The following is a 19241-nucleotide window of genomic DNA, read 5'->3' on the forward strand; positions in this document are numbered from 1 at the left end:
CAGGCGGAACACGCCCGAACGAGGCCCTCACCCACGCACTGCGCATCGCTCGCCTTCGAGGCGATCGGCATGCCTGCGCTTTCGCGGCCAATCACGTCTCCTTCCATCGGAGGACAGAGCGCCCGGCGCTCACGTCGGCGGCGATGACGATCCCCTCATCTGACGCGCAAGTGACGAGGACATGACCGTCGGCAAGCTTGGTCGCGGACGGCTGTCACGCAGCTCCGGCGGAATATAACAGGCGATGCCTATTCAAGTGGCACTTCGATCGGACCTCGTTCACACCGGCGATGAAACGTCAGATGAGCACCCGATGACGCACGAAACAGGCATCATTCGCATGATTGAGCGACCACACATTTGCACCAGTTCAATCATTACACTTGTCCTCGCCTGACTGCGCGATTCTTGAACCAGGAACCTGATTGCACGTCGTGTGCGATCACGCGGGGCACGTGACGTGAAACAGGAGCTCACCATGGCCGGCATCTTCGACACCCAGGGATTCGGATTTCTGTCGAACTACAACGGCGCCTTCACCACCAGCGCGGCGCTCGCAGCCATGCAGGAGATCGCAGGAACCAACGCCAATTCAATCTCGCTCGCGCCTCGCATCTTCACACAAAGCAAGACCTCTAACGATGTCATCGCCGATCCGGCCAAGACCGAGAGCGATGCCAATATCGCCACGGCCATCGCCAATGCCCACGCGCTCGGACTGTCGGTGATGCTCAAGCCGATGCTCACCGGGCTTGACGGCACCAACCAGGCGCAGATCACGCCGAGTGACCCCGCCGCCTTCTTCGCCTCCTACAAAGCCGAGATGCTCGACCTCGCCCGGGTCGCTTCCCAATCCGGCGCCGAATCGCTGTCGATCGGCAACGAGCTGAGCGCGCTGTCGGGGACGGAATATCGCAGCTACTGGGTTGACCTCATCGACGCTGTTCGCTCGGTCTACCACGGCACCATCACTTATTCGGCGGCGACGGACGAAGCCAGCCATGTGAGCTTTTGGGATCAGGTGGACGAAATCGGCATCAACGCCTATCCACCGCTGACATCCAAACTCGATCCCACGGTCCAGGAAATGGTCACGGCCTGGACCACGATGCCGACCGACAACTACTGGGCAGGGGTGATGAACCACATGTCGCCGGTCAACTTCTTTCATTCGCTGGCGACGGAATACGGCAAACAGGTGCTGTTCACCGAGGCCGGCTACCGCAGCCTCGACGGCACCAATATCAGCCCCGGCGGCTGGAACGGGAGCACGACGCCGGACGTGCAGGAGCAGTATGACGCCTTCAACGCCTTCTTTCAGGTGTGGGGGGCGGAAGGTGGCAGCTGGTTCAAGGGCGCCGAGATCTGGAACTGGGACGCGAACAATGTCTATTCGCCGACCGGCTATTCGCCCATGGGCAAGCCGGCGCAGCAGCTGATCACCGAGTGGTACGGCGGCCAGCACCAGCCCCCCGGTCTCGCGATCCAGGGATCGCCATCCGCGGACCTGATCGATGTCGGCAGCGGCAACGACACTCTGTCCGGCGGGATTGGCAACGATGTCATCAAGGCCGGCGCCGGAAACGACATCATCATCGGCGGCCCCGACACCATTCCGAAGCTGACGGACACCACCGTCACCGTCACCGGCTACAGCTCGGTGGTGGGCGGCATCGGCGCCAAGATGGCGCTTCTGATCAATGGCCAGCAGGTCGGCGATACGGTGGAATTCCACGGCGCCAGCGACGCGTCGGGCTACCAGACCTACACCTTCAGCTTCCATAACCCGGCGAGCGTGACGAGCCTCGACGTCGCCTTTCTCAACGACGTTTCCGGTGCCGGGGGCGACCGTAATCTCTATGTCAAGGACATTACCGTCAATGGCGAGCATCTCGCCGCGGCCGACGCTGTCAACCCAAGCTCACCGGGAACGTGGAACCTGTACCAGAACGGCGCGATCCATTACGACATGACCAGCCATCAGGACCTCTTCTACGGCGCGGCTACCGACAACGATACGATCGACGGCGGTCCGGGCAACGACGTGATCTACGGCGGGGCGGGCGCGGACGTGATCCATGGCGGCAGCGGCGACGATATCATCAATGGTGGCCCCGGCATCGCGACCGCCACCGACCAGCTCTACGGCGACGCCGGCAACGACATCATCAAGGCTGGCCCCGGCGATACCGGCGCGATGCTCGACGGCGGTGCCGGCAACGACCAGCTCTATGGCGGTCTCGCTGCCAACGTGATGAATGGCGGCGACGGCAACGATTATCTGTCCGGCGGCGGCGGCCATGACGTCATGCATGGCGGAGCAGGCGACGACACGCTGAAGGCCGGCACTGCCGCGAGCCAGCTGTACGGCGACGCAGGCAACGACCGGCTGATCGGCGGCTCCGGCAATGATTACCTTTCAGGCGGTAATGGCAACGACACTTTCGTGTTCGGACCGAATTTCGGCAAGGACGTGATTGCCGATTTCCAGAACAGCGGCGGGACGCAGGATATCGTCCAGTTGGACCATACCGTCTTTGCCGATTTCAACGCCGTGCAGTCCCACATGGCCCAGGTCGGCAGCAGCGTCGTCATCACGCTCGATGCCAGCAACAGCATCGAAATCAAGAACATGACCGTGAGCCAGCTCCACGCGGCCGATTTCCTGTTCGTCTGATCGACGCCCCCCAAAGCAGCCGCAGATCAGCGCTCGTTCGCCGGCAGGACGAAGACCTGGCCCGGATAGATCCGATCGGGGTTGCGGATCTGGTCGCGATTGGCCTTGTAGATGACCGCGTATCGCGCGCCCTCGCCGTAAGTGAGCCGGCTGATGCGCCAGAGGCTGTCGCCGCGGGTGACGGTCGTGGTGGTGATCTTCGGTACGACCACGGCGGATGGCGATGGCGGTGCCGCGGGCGCGGTGTCGATCGCCGCCGCGATCTTCGGCTGCTGCGAGGCAGCGTTGTCCTGGCGCTTCGCGGCAGCGGACTGCGCGGGCACCGAACTGGTGACGGCGACTGTGTCCGGTGCGTTGAACGACACTTCGGCGCGCGAGCGGACAGCGCCGGACTTGGGCTCCACGTCATCGAGACGCACGCGATATTTGCCGGGCGCGACGCCTTCCTTGATCGTGAAGGCGAAGTGCCCTTCGGCATCGGCCGTCGCCGCGGCGAGGAAACTGTCGTTAAGATAGAGCCGGACGGCGGCCCCCGCCGACGAGTGCCCACTGACATGTAGCTTGCCGCCCGCCTCGGTCTCGACTGCCTCCACCACCACCGCACCTCGCATCGGCGTTGCAGTGGCCAGCTGCGACAGCACCACGCTGGGCTTGTCCGGCGTCATCAGCGCAACAACAGGCTTGTCCTGCCCCTTGGCCTCGAGCGCCACCGCAACGCTTTGTTTGGACGTCACCTGGCTGCCGTCCCGCCGCGTCGATCGCAGCGTCAATTCGTAATTACCGGGCGGCAGCGGTCGCGGCACCATGGCGAACTGCCCGGATCGATCCGCGACCACCCGATCATGCGGCTCACCATTGCGCAGCAGTTCGATCGTCGCGCCCGGCGCAGCCCTGCCTGCGATCACGGCTTCCCCCGTCGGCTCGATACGGGCGACGTCGAAGGCGGGGACGCCGTCGTCGGATTTTGCCGGCGCCGGCGATCCGTCCAGGGCGGAGGCCAGTGCATCGGCCTGCGCCTTTGCTGATTTGAGCGCAGCCGCTCCCCCGCCGCTTTCGCTCGCGGCCTTCGGTGCGGCGGTCACGGTCGTTTGCGGGACCGGCGGTTCGCGGCGGACCTGCTGGAAGGCGACGACGAGGCCGGCGCCTGCGACGGCGACAACCGCGAGGTAAGGCAGAGCGATGCGGCTCATCGATGCGGCAATCATGGCGGACTCTTTCCGTCGAACAGATTGTCGGTTCCGGCCAGAGACTGCCCCTGTTTGTTCCGCCCATCAAGCCTGCCGTAAGCTCAATCAGGCCGACAGGTTCCACTGCGCTGCAGTGCCGAAGACGCAGCGGCATGCGTCAAACCTCAGTCGACACGCCGGTGAGAAACTCCCCGATACGTGCGATCGCCTGATGGGCCTCTGGTATCACCGGCACGAACAGCTGCCAGACATGGGGCATCCGCGGCCAGACCTCGAGCCGGCTGCACGGATTGGCCGCCTGCAATCTCTTCGCCATGCGGACAGCATCGTCCCTGAGGATTTCATCGCTGCCGACCTGGATCAGCACCGGCGGCAGGCCGGCCGGATCACCGTAAAGCGGCGAGGCATAAGGCGTGCGCGGGTCGGCCCCGGCAAGGTAATACTGCGCGAACTCCGGCAAGTCGTCGACGTTCATCATCGGATCGGCCGCAGCGTTATCGGTCAGCGACCGCCCAGTCAGCGTGAGGTCCGTCCAGGGCGACAGCGCCACGGCGGCGGTCGGCGACCGTGCGCCATCGTCGCGCAGTTTCAACAGCAGGGCGAGCGCCAGCCCACCTCCAGCCGAATCTCCCATCATCAGAAGCGCCCCCGTCTGCGGCGTCCTGTCGGCCAGATGACGATGGGCCTCGACCGCGTCTTCGAGCGCCGCGGGAAAGGGATGCTCCGGCGCCAGACGATAATCGAGCACCCAAACCACGGCACGTGCCGCATCGGCAATCCGCCAGGTGAAGTGCCGGTAATGAGCCGGCGCGCCGGAGATATAGCCCCCGCCATGCAGATAAAGCAGGTTTCGAAACGGCCGCGACGCCGGCATCGTCACCTGAACGAAGCTGAGCCGGCCGGCTTGGATCTCAACCGTCTTGCAGCGGGCCGGTGGCGGCGGCACCAGCCGCTCCATCTCGCGCATGTCGCGCCGCCAGCCCTCGACATCCAGCTGATGACTGCGCCGTTTGATGAACAGGCGAATGCCGAGGCGCAGCAGTTCGGCGCGCAGGCTCATGGCGTTCGTCTCCGCTCAGCGTCCTAAGGCGGCCGTCCTCGGCATCGGCGCCCGCTCGGGCCCGCCCGGCCGCTCGTCGATCAGGCGGCCGTCCTCGATTTCGATGATGCGATCAGCGAATGGCACGATCCGCGGATCATGGGTCACGACGAGGACCGCCCGCCCCCGGTCATGCGCCATTGCGCCCAGGATTCCCATGATCGCCTGTCCGTTGCGGGCATCGAGCGCCGAGGTCGGCTCGTCAGCGAGAATAACGGAAAGATCGGCGACGATGGCGCGCGCGATCGCGACCCGTTGCTGCTCGCCGCCGCTGAGCGCGCGCGGCAGCGATTTCACCTTGTGCTCGAGCCCGACGGTCTTCAGCGCCTCGCGCGCCTTCTCCGCAGCCTTGCCGCCGCGCTCGCCGCGGATATCGAGGGCGAGCTGGACGTTTTGCGTGGCGGTGAGCGTCGGAAAGAGGTGATAGGACTGGAAGACGAAGCCGATATGATCGCGACGAATTCCAGCCAGCCTCTCGGTGTCTGCGTCGGCAGTCAGGATACCGCCCACGGTAACGCTGCCCGCAGTCGGCGCCAGCATACAGCCCAGGATCAGCAGCAGCGTCGTCTTGCCGCTGCCGGAGGGGCCCATCAGCAGCGTCAGCTCGCCGCGCCTGAGCGAGAGGTCGACACCGCGCAGCGCCTGCACCTCGCCGGCGCCGCTCCCCAGCGTCTTGCTCACCGCCATTGCTTCGATGACCACTTCGCTCATCGCATGAATACCCTCGCCGGATCGATGCGCACGACGCGGAAGATGGCGCCGATTGCCGAAACCACGCACATCACCAGGGTCAGAACGCCGAGGCCGACCACCAGCCAGGGCGTGATGACGATCGGCAACGCACTCTTCTCGGTCATCTCGACGACCACTGCACCGATGCCGGCGGCGAGGCAGAACCCGATCACCGCATTGATCAGCGCCTGATAGATGATGACCTTGTAGATATAGCCATTGGACGAGCCCATGGCGCGCAAGGTGGCGAATTCGCTCAGATGATCCTTGGTGCTGGAATAGAGGGTCTGCGCGACGATGACAGTGCCGACGACAACGCCGAGCAGGGCACCGGCAAACAGCGCCGCACCGGCACCCGTTCCGAACAGCCAGAAGGAGCGGCTGCGGCTGCGAAATTCCCTGGGCGTGAGAACCTCGGCGTCACCGATCCGGCCGCGGATCGCCTGCAGCACCGCATCGCGATCGGCACCGTCCTTCAGGCGCACCAAAAGACTGCTGGCCCGATCCGTCGGCGTCCCGGTGTAGGTACGGGCGGCCTTGAGGTCGACGAAGACGTAGGGCGTGGTGGTGAAGGAGCGGATGCCGTCGGTGACCGCGGCGACGCGCACGCGGCGGCCGCGGACCTCCGCCACCGACCCGATACCGGCGGCGCCGAGCCGTTCGAAATACGACCGGTCAACCGCAACGGCGCCCCGTTCGGCCAGCGCCTGCGTGCTGCCTTCGACCAGGTTCCAGGGCTGCAGACCACCGTCGCGCAAGTCGGCCCCGACGATGAAGACGGGTGTCATCTCGCCACTTTCGAGTCGCCAGTCCGAGAAGCCGATGACGAGCGGAATCACCGTCGCAACGCCGTCGGTCGAGGCGACACGCTCGCGCAGTTTGATATCGAGCAGGGAGGGATCCTCGAAACATTTTGCATTTTTCGGCACCACCCACAGCTCCGTCGAGGCGTGGTCGATCATGGTCGTGACCATGTGACCGAAGCCGAGGAACAATCCCATCTGGACAAGGACCAGCACCGCCGCGAAGACGATCCCGACCATGGTGGCAATGAAGCGCAGCCGGTCGTGAAACAGGTTGCGCGACGCGAGCGTCAGTTGCAGCGACATGGTGCCATCCTCTATCGCCTCTCGCCCTATCGCCGTTGCTCCGCCACCGCCCGCTTGCCGGGCCCCAGGGCACGGCGCGAGGCGAGCGCTGTTGAACCGACACACAAGAGCCAGCTCAGCGCCAGCGCGCCAGCGAAGACGATGGCTGCTTTGGCGACGGCGCCGAGCGCAATGCCGAGCATGGCATATTGCAGCCAGACCACGAAGATGTAGTGCACGAGATAGATGCCGTAGGCATTGGACGACAGGCTGTCGAGCACCGGGTGGCGCCACTGCATCAGCCGCAGACAGAACGCGAGCAGGAAGAAGACGCCGGTCGCACAGGCGAGCGGAAAGGCGAACGCCGCGGCCAGGCGGTAGACCATCGGGCTCGCCGACCAGTCCGGCATCGTCAGCGAGGTCAACCCGCCCCAGGCCGCGAAGCCGGCGACGGCCGCCGCAAGCCAGGCGAGCCAATGCTGTGCGAGCGGGCCTCCAGGGCGCAGCAGACCGCCATCGGCGCCATTGCTGCCGATGGCGACGCCCGCCAAGAAGTAGACAACATAGTGCAACGGCCGGCTCAGCTGGACCGAAAATGGTCCGATTGTGGTCCAGTCCCAAGGGCTGAAGATCATCGCCAGCGGCACGTAGGCGAGCATCGACAGCACAACGACGCCGATGACGAAGGCGAGCGGACGGTCGCTGAACCGCGCGGCAAGGTCCGACATGGCCCTTTCCCAATGCGGCGCCAGCGCGTGAAGCCCGGCCGCGAGCGCGCTCAGGACGAAGAGCTGCCACAAGAACCATGCCGGCCCCGATGGCCACATCGGCAGCGCCAGCCACTGTTGCGAGAAGGTGAGTGGTGCAGGATCGACTGCGGTCGCGAGATAGGAAGCGTAATAGGCAATCGGGCTAAGGACGGCGACGGCGAACAGAAATGGCAAACCGATCCGTCGCCAGCGATCCGACAGATAGTTGAGGCTTCCCCTTCGGTTGAGACTTGCTGGCGCGAACACCCCCGCAAGGAAGAACATCAGTGACATGAGGCTGACGTCCTGCCACGCGCAGAACAGGTCGAAGCCAAACCAGCGCTGATGATCGAGAATTGGAAATGCCACCCAGCGGTAGGGCGCGAGGTCGAAAGGAAATGGTTCTCGTGGCTGCGATACGAGGTAGGATAGCACTGAATGAAACGCCACCACGATAACAATGACCACTGCGCGCAGGTTACTTAAGGAAAGGTTGGCGCGAGAGGTCACGGAGCACCCGTTCGGCTTGGCGATCGGGAACCAAACCAGCAACGGGCGTCCTGGTTCCAGTGCGGTGCTCAATTAGACGGGATAACGGGGGAGAGGGATGACAGGGCGGGGTCTCGACGGCTTTGGCAGCACTTTTAGCCGCCGTTCCCGACCAGCGCGTCCGCTACACCGGTTCGCTGCAGCGGTCCGAGGCGCGCGCCGCCTTTCACCCGAATTGAACTGACTTCTCCGGGGTACATCGCGCGCCATCAGAATGGCCTCCGGCGTTTGGCATGCCCGATCGAGCCGGACGACCACCCACGGTTACGCCGTGATCTGCGCCACACGAAGGTTGTTGGTCGTGCCCGCCTGGCCGAACGGAATGCCCGAGACGATCACGATGTACTGGCCTTGGCGGGCAAGCCCTTCGCGCGCGGCAGTCCCGACCGCCGTCGCCACCATTTCTTCGTAGGAGGTGACGTCGGCCGAGTGCACGCAATGCGCTCCCCAGAGCAGGCCCATGCGACGGGCGACGGCAAGATCCGGCGTGATCGCAAGGATCGGCAGCCCCGGACGCTTGCGCGCGATCCGCGCCGCCGTCGTGCCGCTCGAGGTGAAGCCGACGATGCATTTGGCACCGATTGCGCGGGCGAGCTCGGCCGCGGCAGCGGCCACGGCATGCGGCGGCGAGTCCTCGACCTCGGGATGTGTGGCGCGGACGAGCGACTGATAGAGCGCGTGACTCTCAGTGCTGCGGATGATGCGATCCATGATCTCGACGGCTTCGACGGGATATTTGCCGCTCGCCGTCTCGGCTGAAAGCATGACGGCGTCAGCTCCGTCATAGATCGCGGTGGCGACATCCGAGGCCTCGGCCCTCGTCGGCGTCGGCGCGTTGGTCATCGATTCCAGCATCTGCGTCGCCACGACCACCGGCTTGGCCGCGAGGCGGCAGGCCCGCACCAACTCCTTCTGGCGTCCGGGAACGTCCTCCTGCGGGATCTCGACACCAAGATCGCCGCGCGCGACCATCACGGCGTCCGACAGGCGGATAATGTCGTCGATCTCGTCGAGCGCCGCCGGCTTTTCGATCTTGGACATCACCCCGGCACGGCTTCCGATCAGCCCGCGCGCCTCGATGATGTCCGATGCCCGCTGAACGAAGGACAACGCCACCCAGTCGACGCCGAGCTTCAGGCCGAACTCGAGGTCGGCGCGATCCTTCGCCGTAAGTGGCGAAAGAGCGAGCACCGTTCCCGGCAGATTAACGCCCTTGCGGTTGGTGATCGGGCCACCCACCACGACCTTGGCCGTGAATTCATCAGTTCCGGGAGAGATGACGCGCACGCGCACCTTGCCATCATCGATCAACAGGTCGTGGCCGGGCGCAATGGCGGCGAAGACTTCGGGGTGGTTGAGCGGAATCGCCGAGGCGTCGCCCTCGGCCTCGGTTCGCACAAAGCGCAATTCCTCCCCGGCTTCGACCTGGATGCGACCGTCGCGGACCGCGCCGATGCGGATCTTGGGACCCTGAAGGTCCTGCAGGATGCCAATCGGCCGGGCGACCGCCTCCTCGAGTTCGCGGATCGCCGCAAAGACCTTGGCATGATCGGCCTGCGCGCCGTGGCTGAAGTTCAGCCGGAACGTATCGACCCCAGCAAGAAACAGTGATTTCAGCGTGTCCGGGGACGAACTTGCCGGACCGACGGTCGCGATGATCTTGGCTCGGCGCTGGCGATGCATGAGGAACTCCCAAGGTAAAGGCAATCAGGATCCGTTTGATGGATGGTCACGTGATCAGGATCGCGCGGATATCGTTGACGTTCGTAAGTGTCGGCCCGGTCTTCACAAGGTCGCCGATTCCCTTGAAGAACGTATAACTGTCGTGCCGTTCCAGGAAGTCCCGGGCCGACAGTGCCGCCGCCGCCCCCCTTGCCAACGTCGTCGGCGTGACGATGGCTCCAGCGGCATCTTCGGTGCCGTCGATGCCGTCGCTGTCGCCCGCGATGGCCCAGATCCGCGGATGCCCACGCGCCGCGATAGCGAGGCTGAGCAGAAACTCTGTGTTCCGACCGCCGGCTCCGGCACCTTTGCTGCCGATGGTCACCGTCCCCTCGCCGCCCGACAACAGCACCGCGGGAGCTGCAACCGGAAGGCCGTGCTGGCACACGGAGCGTGCGATCCCGAACAGCACGATCGCCATCTCGCGCGCCTCGCCTTCGAGCGCATCGCCCAGCACGAGCGGCATCACGCCAAAATCGCGGGCACGCGCCGCAGCGGCCGCAAGGGCGGCCCCGGGCGCCGCCACGATCCGAACATCCGGCGGCGGACTCTCCGGCGTCTTGTCCTCGGTTTTCAAGAGATGGTCGCGCACCGCCCGCGGCACCACCATCCCGTATCGGTCGAGAATGTCCAGAGCATCCTTGCTCTTGCTGATGTCGGGCACCGTCGGCCCCGAGGCGATCGCACCGGGATCGTCCCCCGGAACATCACTGATCACCAGCGTGATGACACGCGCCGGATACGCCGCGTAAGCGAGGCGGCCGCCCTTGATCGCCGAGAGGTGCTTGCGGACCGTGTTCATCTCGCCAATCGTGGCGCCGCTGCGCAACAGGGCCGCATTCACGGCCTGTTTGTCGGCCAGCGTCAGCCCGTCGGCTGGCGCCACCATCAGCGACGATCCGCCGCCGGAGATCAGGACAAGCACCAGATCTTCAGGCGAGAGCCCCTTGACCGCATCAAGGATGCGGCGCGCCGCTTCGACGCTGCTCTGGTCGGGCACCGGATGAGCCGCTTCCCGAATCTCGATCCGGCCGGCGTCGACCGCATGGCCGTGGCGCGTGACGACGACGCCGCCCAGGTCGACATCAGGCCAGGCGGCATCGACCGCCGCGGCCATGGCCGCCGAGGCCTTGCCGGCGCCGACGACGACACAGCGGCCCTTCGGCTTGCCGGGAAGATGTCGCAGCACTGCGGGGCCGGGAGCTGCGCTGGCGACCGCCGCATCGAAGATGGCGCGCAGCGTGGCCCTCGCCTGCTCGTCCTGCGAGAGTGCATCGGCATCGGTCATGCGGCCCTTCCCCCGTCGATGAGCGACCTAGTGTGGCGTCTTGCAATTGCCTACCGCCTTTGCGGCCAATCTCTCGTAGGCAATTGCGAGACATAAGCCACACTAGCGCTTTGATTTTGCTAGTGTCCTTGTGTCTCCGAATGACCGTGCGAGCGTGAGGCAAATGGAGCGGTCATTCGGAGACAGGACACTAGTCCAAAGGGGCCGCTTGTTCGAAGGACTCTACAGGCAACGGCAACCACCGCGCCAATGACGATATTTCATCGCGATCATGCCGCAGCGGAATGAGCCCCGCGGCAAGCAGGGTCAGGCGCCGGCCGTGGCCGGCTCCACAAGGCCATGGGTGGCCTTCAGCACCGCCACCATCGCCTCGATCAGCGGGTCAGTGCTTCGCGTCTCGCTGTAAAGGAAGGAAAGCAGGCACGGGATCGGTGCGCCTTCGACGATCACCACCTCGCAGCGCGCCGCCGCGGGGCTCGCCAGCTCCTCGCGCATCAGGCACAGGCCGACGCCGGTTTTGACCAGACTGATCATCGAGGATTCCTGATCCGCCTCGATCACCGTGTTCTGCTTCAAGCCACGCCCCTCGAACAGCGACGCCTGGATCCGATATTGCGAGCTGTGCTCGGGCGTGCCGACCCAGGGCAAGGACGCCAGCGCCGGCCAGTCTGCATCGCGGATCCGCTCGGCCCACTGCACCGGCGCAACGACCACATAGGCGACTTTGCGTAATTCCAGCGCGACGATCCCTGGGTCATTACAGGGGCCGAGATAGAAGCCGGCATCGAGTTCGCCAGCGCCGACCATGTCAAGAATGCGTCCGGAAATGCCATGGACCAGCTTGATCTCGATCAGCGGATGGGCGTCGACCATGCTTGTGAGGAACTCGCCGAGCTTCAAGGATTCCGGATCGATGATCGTGCCGATTCGGACAGTGCCCGCGACCTTGCCCTTGAGGTGCTGGGCCGCCGTCACGAGCTCCGACGCATCCGAGAACGTCTTCTCGGCGTATGGCAGCAGCAGCTTGCCGGCCTGGCTGAGCACGACGCCGAATGGCGTGCGCTCGAACAGGCTGACGCCGAGTTCGTCCTCCAGCGACCTGATCTGCTTGGAAACCGCCGGCTGGCTCAGGTGCAACTGCTCGGACGCCCGCGTGAGATGGCCGCAGCGCGCAACCGTGAGGAAGGTTCGAATCTGGTAGATCTCCATGGCGGCGGCATCCGAGTATTAAATCCCTAACTCCCCTAGCAAATTGACATTGCTAGTGTCCCGGTTCTAACGTTCGCATCCCTTTGCGGCGAGCGCTCATACGAACGTTAGAACCAAAGGGACACTAGCATAGTTATGATTCTAGTGCGGTGGATCTGACGCTCGTACGGCGAATTCGCTGCAATGCTGATACGAGCGTCAGATCCACCGCACTAGCCGTCGCCGGCCCGACGGGGCCTGCGCCTCATGAGAGAGACGATGGACAACCCCAGCCGCTCGGAACGATCCCGCAATGCCGCGCTCCAGGCGGCGCTTACGATCGTCGCACGCGACGGCCCCGGCCGGCTGACGCTCGACGCGATCGCACGCGAAAGCGGTTTGAGCAAGGGCGGCGTGATGCATCAATTTCGGACCAAGCAGGCGGTCCTCAAGGCGCTGCTCGAACATCAGACGGCCTATTTCGAAGACTTCTCCCGCCAATACATCGCCAAGACGACCTCCTCGCAGCCTGAACTCGCTGCACAGATCGCTACCTTGCGCGAGGTCATCGCCAGGCCGCGTTCAGAGGCTTTCGCCATTCTCGCGGCCCTGGCCGACGATCCCGGCCTGCTCGCCGGCTCCCGGGATATCGATGCCCGGAAGGTCAAGACCCTGAAGGCCGAGGCCGCTGACCCGCAGCTCGCCCTGCTGCGCTGGTCCGCGGCAAGAGGGCTGGCATTGAGCGCCCTGTTCGGTCTGTGTCCGCTCGCCGACAGGGACCGCAACGAATTGTTCGAGCGCCTGCTCGACGATGCGCAATGGACCACACTCGCCAAGAGGCCGGCGCGGCGGCCGGCCTCGCCCGGTCGCGCTGGAAAGGCCAAACCCACGGCTCGCGCCAGCGAACGGTCGCGGCGCCTCAAAAAGAGCACTTGAAAACCATCCGGTCGGTTTTATAAGGGGCGTATGGGGGACAAGGCATGAGCGCAGCCGTCGCCGTCTGCAACGGCTGTTCGGTTGTGCTCCAGGAAACGAAAGCCTACATCGGCGACGGCGCCATTCTCCTCGACCGCCGAGTCATGGCGGCGCTGTGAAATGGCGCACAATCGAACGCCTTTCACAGGCTCCGGGTGCGCACGGAGTGCCCTCCGTTTTCCTTCAAATGGTAGTGTGGTTGAATGCGACGTACCGATATCGACCTGTTGCGCGTCCTGTTGTGTGGTGGCGTCATCTTCGCCCATGCCCTGCTGATCTTCGCCGACGAACCGCGATACCACCTCAAAAGCGCCGTACCCGATGCCATGGCATCGCTGATCTATGCCTTCCTGCGGCCGACCCTGATGACGAGCTGGTTCATTCTTGGCGGCTGGGCGGCGCTGAAGTCGTTCCGCAGCCGCGGCCCTGCACAGTTCGCCCGCGAGCGGATGACGCGCCTGCTCGTGCCGCTCGCGGTGGGGACCATCACGTTCGGCTCGGCGATCAAATACATCGAACTGCGGCACGGTATCGACATCGGCCTGCACGGATTCCGACTGGTCGACCCGATCGATACTCCCTTCTTCACGTTCTTTCCCCACAACCTCGCCTATCTCAATCGGGTGAGCTGGTCTCATCTCTACTTCCTGGCCTATCTCTTCCTGATGTCGCTGCTGATGCTGCCGCTGCTGTCGTGGCTGGTTCGCCGAGCCCCGCCCGCCGGCATGGCGCCGCGTTGGACCGTGCATGGGCCGGCGCTGGTCATGGGCGCGTATTTGGCTGTCACCCATGGCTATTGGCCGTATTTGCCCAATCTCATTCACGACTGGGCCAACTTCTTCTTCTTCACCTTGTGTTTCGCCCTGGGCGCCCTTGTCGCCTGGTGGCCGGGATTCGAGGCGCGGCTGCGCTCTGAAGCGCTCTGGCTTGCCATCGTGATGCTGGTCGCGTTTGCCGGCGTTCGTGCATGGGAGGACACCACGGCCGGGCGCATCTGCGTCGGCCTCCTCGGATGGAGCGCATTCGCGACCTTTACCGCCCTGGCATTCCGTTTCCGCCCGGGAGAGTCGCGACTGCTGACCTATCTCAACGACGCGATGCTGCCGGTCTTCATCATCCATCACGCCCCGCTATTGCTGATCGGCTGGGCCGTATTGACAGTGCCGATGGCGGTCTGGCTCAAGATCCCCCTGGTCGCACTGGGCGGAACAGCTGTTGCGCTCGCCGGCTATCACTGGCTCATCCGACCGTGGCCGGCGATGCGCTTCCTCTTCGGCTTGAGCCCCGCACCTGGGAAAAATGCAGCGAACCGCGCAGCGATGGCTGCGGTGCCCGGCGAATAGGCCGTTTCGCAAATCGTTAAGCCGCATGTCGCTGCATTGCGGGGCCCGACAGCTCGACGAAAAGACATGAACAACGCAGACGGTCGGAACAGTCCCGCAACGCCGCACTCCGGCGGCGCTCACAATCGTCGCGCGCGACGGTCCCGGTCGGCCGACAATTGTAAAACGAAGCGAAACAAAAACGGCTGCTGAGCGCCTTCCGAGGTGCATGGTTCCAATAAGCTTGCCGCGGGAGTGTCATGGGATAGGATGTTCAGCGACATCCAGACCGGCAATTGTCTCGATTTTTTCGGGTGAATCTTCGAGGAACGACGATGAAGCCAGAACGCCTGACCGCCTTCAGCGACGGTGTGATCGCGATCGTGATCACCATCATGGTGCTGGAACTCAAGGTTCCCCATGGCGCGGACCTGACCGCCGTCGCGGCCATGCTGCCGGTCTTTCTCAGTTATGTGCTGAGCTTCGTCTATGTCGCCATCTACTGGAATAATCACCACCATCTGATGCAGGCCTGCGTTCATGTCGACGGCGGCATCCTCTGGGCCAACATGCATCTGTTGTTCTGGCTGTCGCTGATTCCGTTCGCCACCGGATGGATGGGCGAAAACCACTTCGCCAGCATTCCCACTTCGCTCTACGGCGCTGCGCTGCTGATGCCTGCCGTCGCTTATTTCATCCTCCAGCACACGATCATCAGACACCACGGCAGGCAGAGCGTCATCGCCAGGGCCATCGGCGCCGACCACAAGGGCAAGCTCTCGGCGGCCTTCTACGCCGCTGGCATGATCGTCGCGCTCTTCATGCCGTGGCTTGCCGGTGCGCTCTACGCGCTGGTTGCGCTGATGTGGGTCATACCTGACCGGCGGATCGAAAAGGCCTTGGCCGAATCGCGGCGCGCCGATGCCGACGAGGTCCGCTGACTTGCGGCCGAGGGGCCGGAACGGCAACACCCTGATCCGCCTCGGCAGGATCGACCGCCGCAGCGCGCGCCCCCGTGGAAAGCGCCTGTGAGCAGGTCACCGGCAAGTGAAGCGCCCCTGGCGCATGAGACGGACCGTGTCGCAAGTTCCAAATTGACAGACCGCGCCGCCTTGGCTGTACTTCTCCGATGGGGATTGCGATCTCCCCACTAGTGTCCCGGTTCTAACGTTCCTATCACTTTGCTGCGAGCGCTCGTACGAACGTTAGAACCAAAGGGACACTAGCATCGTGATGATTCTAGTGCGGTGGATCTGACGCTCGTACGACGAATTCGCTGCAATGCCGATACGAGCGTCAGATCCAGCGCTCCGTGATGAGCGCGTCAAGTGCCATCACGCGCCGTGCGCCTGGCAAAATCGTCCCGCGCCGCTTCTCTTTCGGGCCAACCCCAAATATGAAGATCCGGGGAAACGCCTGAAGTGGAGCACACATGGTTTCGTTGAATGCAACGTCCGTCCTGCCGGACGATGGCACTGCCGGCACCCTGGTCGGCCGCGTCTTCTTGCCTGCCGCCGCGGGTCCTTCCGTGGTCGCCATCCGCCGCGGCGGCGTATTCGACGTCACCGCCCGGTTTCCGACCGTGAGCGCGCTGGCCGAGGAGGTCGATCCGGCCGCGGCGCTGAACAGCACGGACGGCGAGCGGATCGGCGATCTCGAGGCCATTGCGGCCAATACCCCGCCCGACACGCGCGATGCCGCGAGGCCATGGCTGCTCGCGCCGATTGATCTTCAAGTGCTCAAGGCCGCTGGCGTAACCTTCGCTGTCTCCATGCTGGAGCGGGTGATCGAGGAGCGAGCCCGCGGCAATCCGTCGGCGGCGGAAGCGATCCGCGCCGAGGTCGTGCGCCTGGTCGGCGACGACCTGTCAAAGCTCAAACCAGGATCCGCCGCGGCGATGCATCTCAAAGAGGTGCTGATCGCCCAGCAGGCCTGGAGCCAGTATCTCGAAGTCGGTATCGGCCCCGATGCCGAAGTCTTCACCAAGGCGCCGGTGCTCTCGTCGGTCGGCACCGGCATAGATGCGGGCCTGCATCCAAAATCGACCTGGAACAACCCGGAGCCGGAGGTCGTGCTCGCGGTGTCGAGCCGCGGCAAGATCGTCGGCGCGACGCTCGGCAACGACGTCAACCTGCGGGATTTCGAGGGGCGCTCGGCACTGCTGCTATCCAAGGCCAAGGACAACAATGCCTCCTGCGCGATCGGGCCGCTGCTGCGACTGTTCGACCATAGCTTCGGTCTCGACGACGTGCGCCGGATGGAGGTCGCCCTCACCGTGACCGGTGACGACGGCTTCACCCTCGAAGGCCATTCTTCGATCGCCAGGATCAGCCGCGATCCCGAGGATCTCGTTGCCCAGACAGTCGGTCCGGTCCACCAATATCCCGACGGCTTCGTACTCTTCCTCGGCACCATGTTCGCGCCGGTCAAGGATCGCGACGCCCACGGCCAGGGCTTCACCCACAAGCGCAACGACATCGTCACCATCGCCGCGCCGAAGCTCGGCAGGCTGATCAACCGCATGCGGCCGAGCGACGAATGCGAGCCATGGCAGTTCGGCATCACGGCGCTGATGACGAGTTTGGCCCGGCGAAAATATCTTTGAGGGATCATTCCCGTCGCTGGCGGCACGCCGGCGACGGCTGAACCTGCAGCCGAGCCGCCAGTGAGGTACCGATCGCAATCTCGCCCAAGCCTGTCGCCGCGGCAGCCGGATTACAGCCAGCGTCGCACGCGTTCGCAATAATCGACATAAGGCTGGCCGAAACGGTCCCGCAATGCGGCTTCCTCCATGGGGATCGTGATTGCATTCAGCACCAGCAAGGGAACGGGCAACAGCAGCAGCGCCCATACCAGATCGAGGACGAGCGCCAGGCCGACATAGACGAGGCTGACGCCCAGATACATCGGGTTCCGCGTCCACCTGAAAGCACCAGCGGTGACAAGGTGCGAGGGCCGGCCAACTGGATTGAGGGTGGTGCGTCTGAGCCCGAACAGCACGGCGCTCGAAGCGGCGAGGACAACGCCGGCGACGGCGAGGAGCCAGCCGCCCCAGCGCAGCCCTTCGGAGTCCGCATCGAACGACCACGGATAAAGCTGGTCCAGTCCAAGCCCGACCAGGAAGGTGACGGCGCAGAGAATCGGTGCCGGAACTCCGGCGAGATAGCCGAAACGAGAAATCTGCCCGTCAGCTTGCCCGGACATTCGACCTGCCTCACCGTTGCACGTCAGTTGAGCCTCACCCGGCTCACAATAGAGGATGGCGGATTCACTGCAAAGCTCTGCGGTGCCAGGACCTGTCACCAAGCCAAATTGCGAGCATCGCCGCATTTCATCGGCACAGATTTTGGTTCACGATGTTCGATCGCATATGGCGGACCGCCATGGTCGCGCTCCCGGTTGCGGCGCTCGCCTTCCCGCACTCGTTCCAGCCGGCTGCAGCGGCCGAGGTCGACGCAGGCCGAACCGCCAGTTCTCATGGACTTAAATCGAGAGCGGGCCGACCGTGTGGCGGGTCGAGATCGGCAAACTGACCGATGCACGGCCGCCGGCTTGAAGGCCTCGATGCCGGATGCGCGCCACGGAGCGCCAGAGACCTCAGGCGACGATCTTGAGCGGCGGCAGGGACGATCTTGAGCGGCGGCAGGCAAGGCGGTTTCGAGCCGGTCCTGCCCTTCGCACTCAGACGTCCTTTCCCGTGTTGCCCCGATGCCGCCGCACCCTGACTTCGATCGGGCGCGGAGCGGCCTGCGGGTTGGTGGCGAGCCACATCAGCGATGCGGGAACGGCAATGGCCAGCAGGAAGGCGAAGGTCTGCGACATGACGATCTCCTGAGCAATGTGCGGTGGATCTGGCGCTCGTATGCTGCAATGGAATACGAAGGTTTGCGACAGGGCACTAGCAAAATCAAAGTGCTAGTGTGGCTTATGTCTCGCAATTGCCTACGAGAGGGTTGCCGCGAAGGCGGTAGGCAATTGCGAGACGCCACACTAGCTGTCGAGACGGGACAACCGCACACGATCCCGGATTGCGATCTGCCGGGCGCTCGTGAATTCCACCACGCCCTCGTCGCTGAGCTGCGACAGCGATCGCGACACCGTCTCGAGCGTCAGACCGAGATAGTCGCCGATATCGCGCCGACTCATCGGCAATCCCCGCGCCTGCGCGCGACAGAGCCGGCGATCCATTTCGAGGAGGAAGGCCGCCACGCGCTCCAGAGCGGTCTTGCGCCCGAGCAGCAGCATGTGATCTTCCGCATGGCGCAGACCGTCGGACATCAGGCCCAACAGCCGGCGCGCGACCTCCATGTTCTTGCCCGCGACCGTCATCAGACTGCGCCTCTTCACCAGGCGGACATCGGTAGCGACCACGGCTTCCGCCGTCATCCGATGGCGTGCTCCGCCCGACTCCATGCCGAAGACATCGCCCGGCATATAGAAGGCATGGATCTGGCGACGGCCGTCGCTGAGCAGCTTGTAGCTGCGCACGGCGCCCTTGATCACCTGGTAGACATATTCGGCTTGCTCCTCCTCGCCATAGATCTCCTCGTCCTTGCCGTAGGAGAACTCGGTGGCGATGATTCCGGCGATGGCGAAGGGGCCGAAACCAGCCATCGGAACTGCGAGATCGATTGATGCGGGAATGCCGTCGGTCATCAGGGGCGC

Annotated in this window: 16 protein-coding genes; 5 read left to right on the forward strand and 11 right to left on the reverse strand. The window is 64.4% G+C overall.

The window, feature by feature from the left end; all coding sequences use genetic code 11:
• The first annotated feature begins 478 nt into the window (after window positions 1-478).
• Window positions 479-2677, forward strand: a complete 2199-nt coding sequence (locus tag DB459_RS00715; RefSeq protein WP_253710881.1) for a carbohydrate-binding domain-containing protein — start codon at window positions 479-481, stop codon at window positions 2675-2677.
• A 26-nt stretch (window positions 2678-2703) separates the two neighbouring features.
• Here the strand turns inward: DB459_RS00715 and DB459_RS00720 are convergent, their stop codons facing one another.
• The 8 genes from DB459_RS00720 to DB459_RS00755 form a co-directional block, all read right to left on the reverse strand.
• Window positions 2704-3882, reverse strand: a complete 1179-nt coding sequence (locus tag DB459_RS00720; protein WP_253710883.1) for a LysM peptidoglycan-binding domain-containing protein — start codon at window positions 3880-3882, stop codon at window positions 2704-2706.
• A gap of 139 nt (window positions 3883-4021) precedes the next feature.
• Window positions 4022-4924: an alpha/beta hydrolase gene (locus DB459_RS00725; RefSeq protein ID WP_253710885.1), complete on the reverse strand. Its 903-nt coding sequence runs from the start codon at window positions 4922-4924 to the stop codon at window positions 4022-4024.
• Between the two features lie 15 nt (window positions 4925-4939).
• Window positions 4940-5674: an ABC transporter ATP-binding protein gene (locus DB459_RS00730; protein WP_253710887.1), complete on the reverse strand. Its 735-nt coding sequence runs from the start codon at window positions 5672-5674 to the stop codon at window positions 4940-4942.
• The gene (locus tag DB459_RS00735) at window positions 5671-6804 is read right to left on the reverse strand and encodes an ABC transporter permease (protein WP_253710889.1); all 1134 of its coding nucleotides are present in this window, start codon (window positions 6802-6804) and stop codon (window positions 5671-5673) included. The genes DB459_RS00730 and DB459_RS00735 overlap by 4 nt, the downstream gene beginning before the upstream one ends.
• Window positions 6805-6830: 26 nt before the next feature.
• Window positions 6831-8042, reverse strand: a complete 1212-nt coding sequence (locus DB459_RS00740) for an acyltransferase (protein ID WP_256519406.1) — start codon at window positions 8040-8042, stop codon at window positions 6831-6833.
• 303 nt (window positions 8043-8345) lie between these two features.
• Window positions 8346-9764, reverse strand: coding sequence for a pyruvate kinase (gene pyk, locus DB459_RS00745; RefSeq protein WP_253710892.1), 1419 nt, complete (start codon window positions 9762-9764; stop codon window positions 8346-8348).
• A gap of 46 nt (window positions 9765-9810) precedes the next feature.
• Entirely contained in the window at window positions 9811-11091 is a 1281-nt protein-coding gene (locus DB459_RS00750; RefSeq protein ID WP_253710894.1) for a glycerate kinase, read from the reverse strand.
• 306 nt (window positions 11092-11397) lie between these two features.
• The gene (locus DB459_RS00755) at window positions 11398-12300 is read right to left on the reverse strand and encodes a LysR family transcriptional regulator (RefSeq protein ID WP_253710896.1); all 903 of its coding nucleotides are present in this window, start codon (window positions 12298-12300) and stop codon (window positions 11398-11400) included.
• Between the two features lie 258 nt (window positions 12301-12558).
• Between DB459_RS00755 and DB459_RS00760 the strand changes: the two genes are divergently transcribed.
• From DB459_RS00760 to DB459_RS00775, 4 genes are all read left to right on the forward strand, one after another.
• Window positions 12559-13215 (forward strand): TetR/AcrR family transcriptional regulator, encoded by a 657-nt coding sequence (locus DB459_RS00760; RefSeq protein WP_253710898.1) that lies wholly within the window; start codon window positions 12559-12561, stop codon window positions 13213-13215.
• A 266-nt stretch (window positions 13216-13481) separates the two neighbouring features.
• Window positions 13482-14597: an acyltransferase family protein gene (locus DB459_RS00765; RefSeq protein ID WP_253710901.1), complete on the forward strand. Its 1116-nt coding sequence runs from the start codon at window positions 13482-13484 to the stop codon at window positions 14595-14597.
• 314 nt (window positions 14598-14911) lie between these two features.
• The gene (locus DB459_RS00770; protein ID WP_253710903.1) at window positions 14912-15517 is read left to right on the forward strand and encodes a TMEM175 family protein; all 606 of its coding nucleotides are present in this window, start codon (window positions 14912-14914) and stop codon (window positions 15515-15517) included.
• A gap of 491 nt (window positions 15518-16008) precedes the next feature.
• Entirely contained in the window at window positions 16009-17181 is a 1173-nt protein-coding gene (locus DB459_RS00775) for a fumarylacetoacetate hydrolase family protein (RefSeq protein WP_253710905.1), read from the forward strand.
• Window positions 17182-17291: 110 nt separating this feature from the next.
• Here the strand turns inward: DB459_RS00775 and DB459_RS00780 are convergent, their stop codons facing one another.
• From DB459_RS00780 to DB459_RS00790, 3 genes are all read right to left on the reverse strand, one after another.
• Complete coding sequence (locus DB459_RS00780; protein WP_253710907.1) at window positions 17292-17780, reverse strand: isoprenylcysteine carboxylmethyltransferase family protein; 489 nt, start codon at window positions 17778-17780, stop codon at window positions 17292-17294.
• 477 nt (window positions 17781-18257) lie between these two features.
• Entirely contained in the window at window positions 18258-18398 is a 141-nt protein-coding gene (locus tag DB459_RS00785; protein WP_253710908.1) for a hypothetical protein, read from the reverse strand.
• Between the two features lie 168 nt (window positions 18399-18566).
• Window positions 18567-19190: a helix-turn-helix domain-containing protein gene (locus DB459_RS00790; protein WP_253713721.1), complete on the reverse strand. Its 624-nt coding sequence runs from the start codon at window positions 19188-19190 to the stop codon at window positions 18567-18569.
• Window positions 19191-19241 lie beyond the last annotated feature (51 nt).

Source organism: Bradyrhizobium sp. WD16, assembly GCF_024181725.1.
In the GTDB taxonomy this organism is placed as follows: domain Bacteria; phylum Pseudomonadota; class Alphaproteobacteria; order Rhizobiales; family Xanthobacteraceae; genus Bradyrhizobium_A.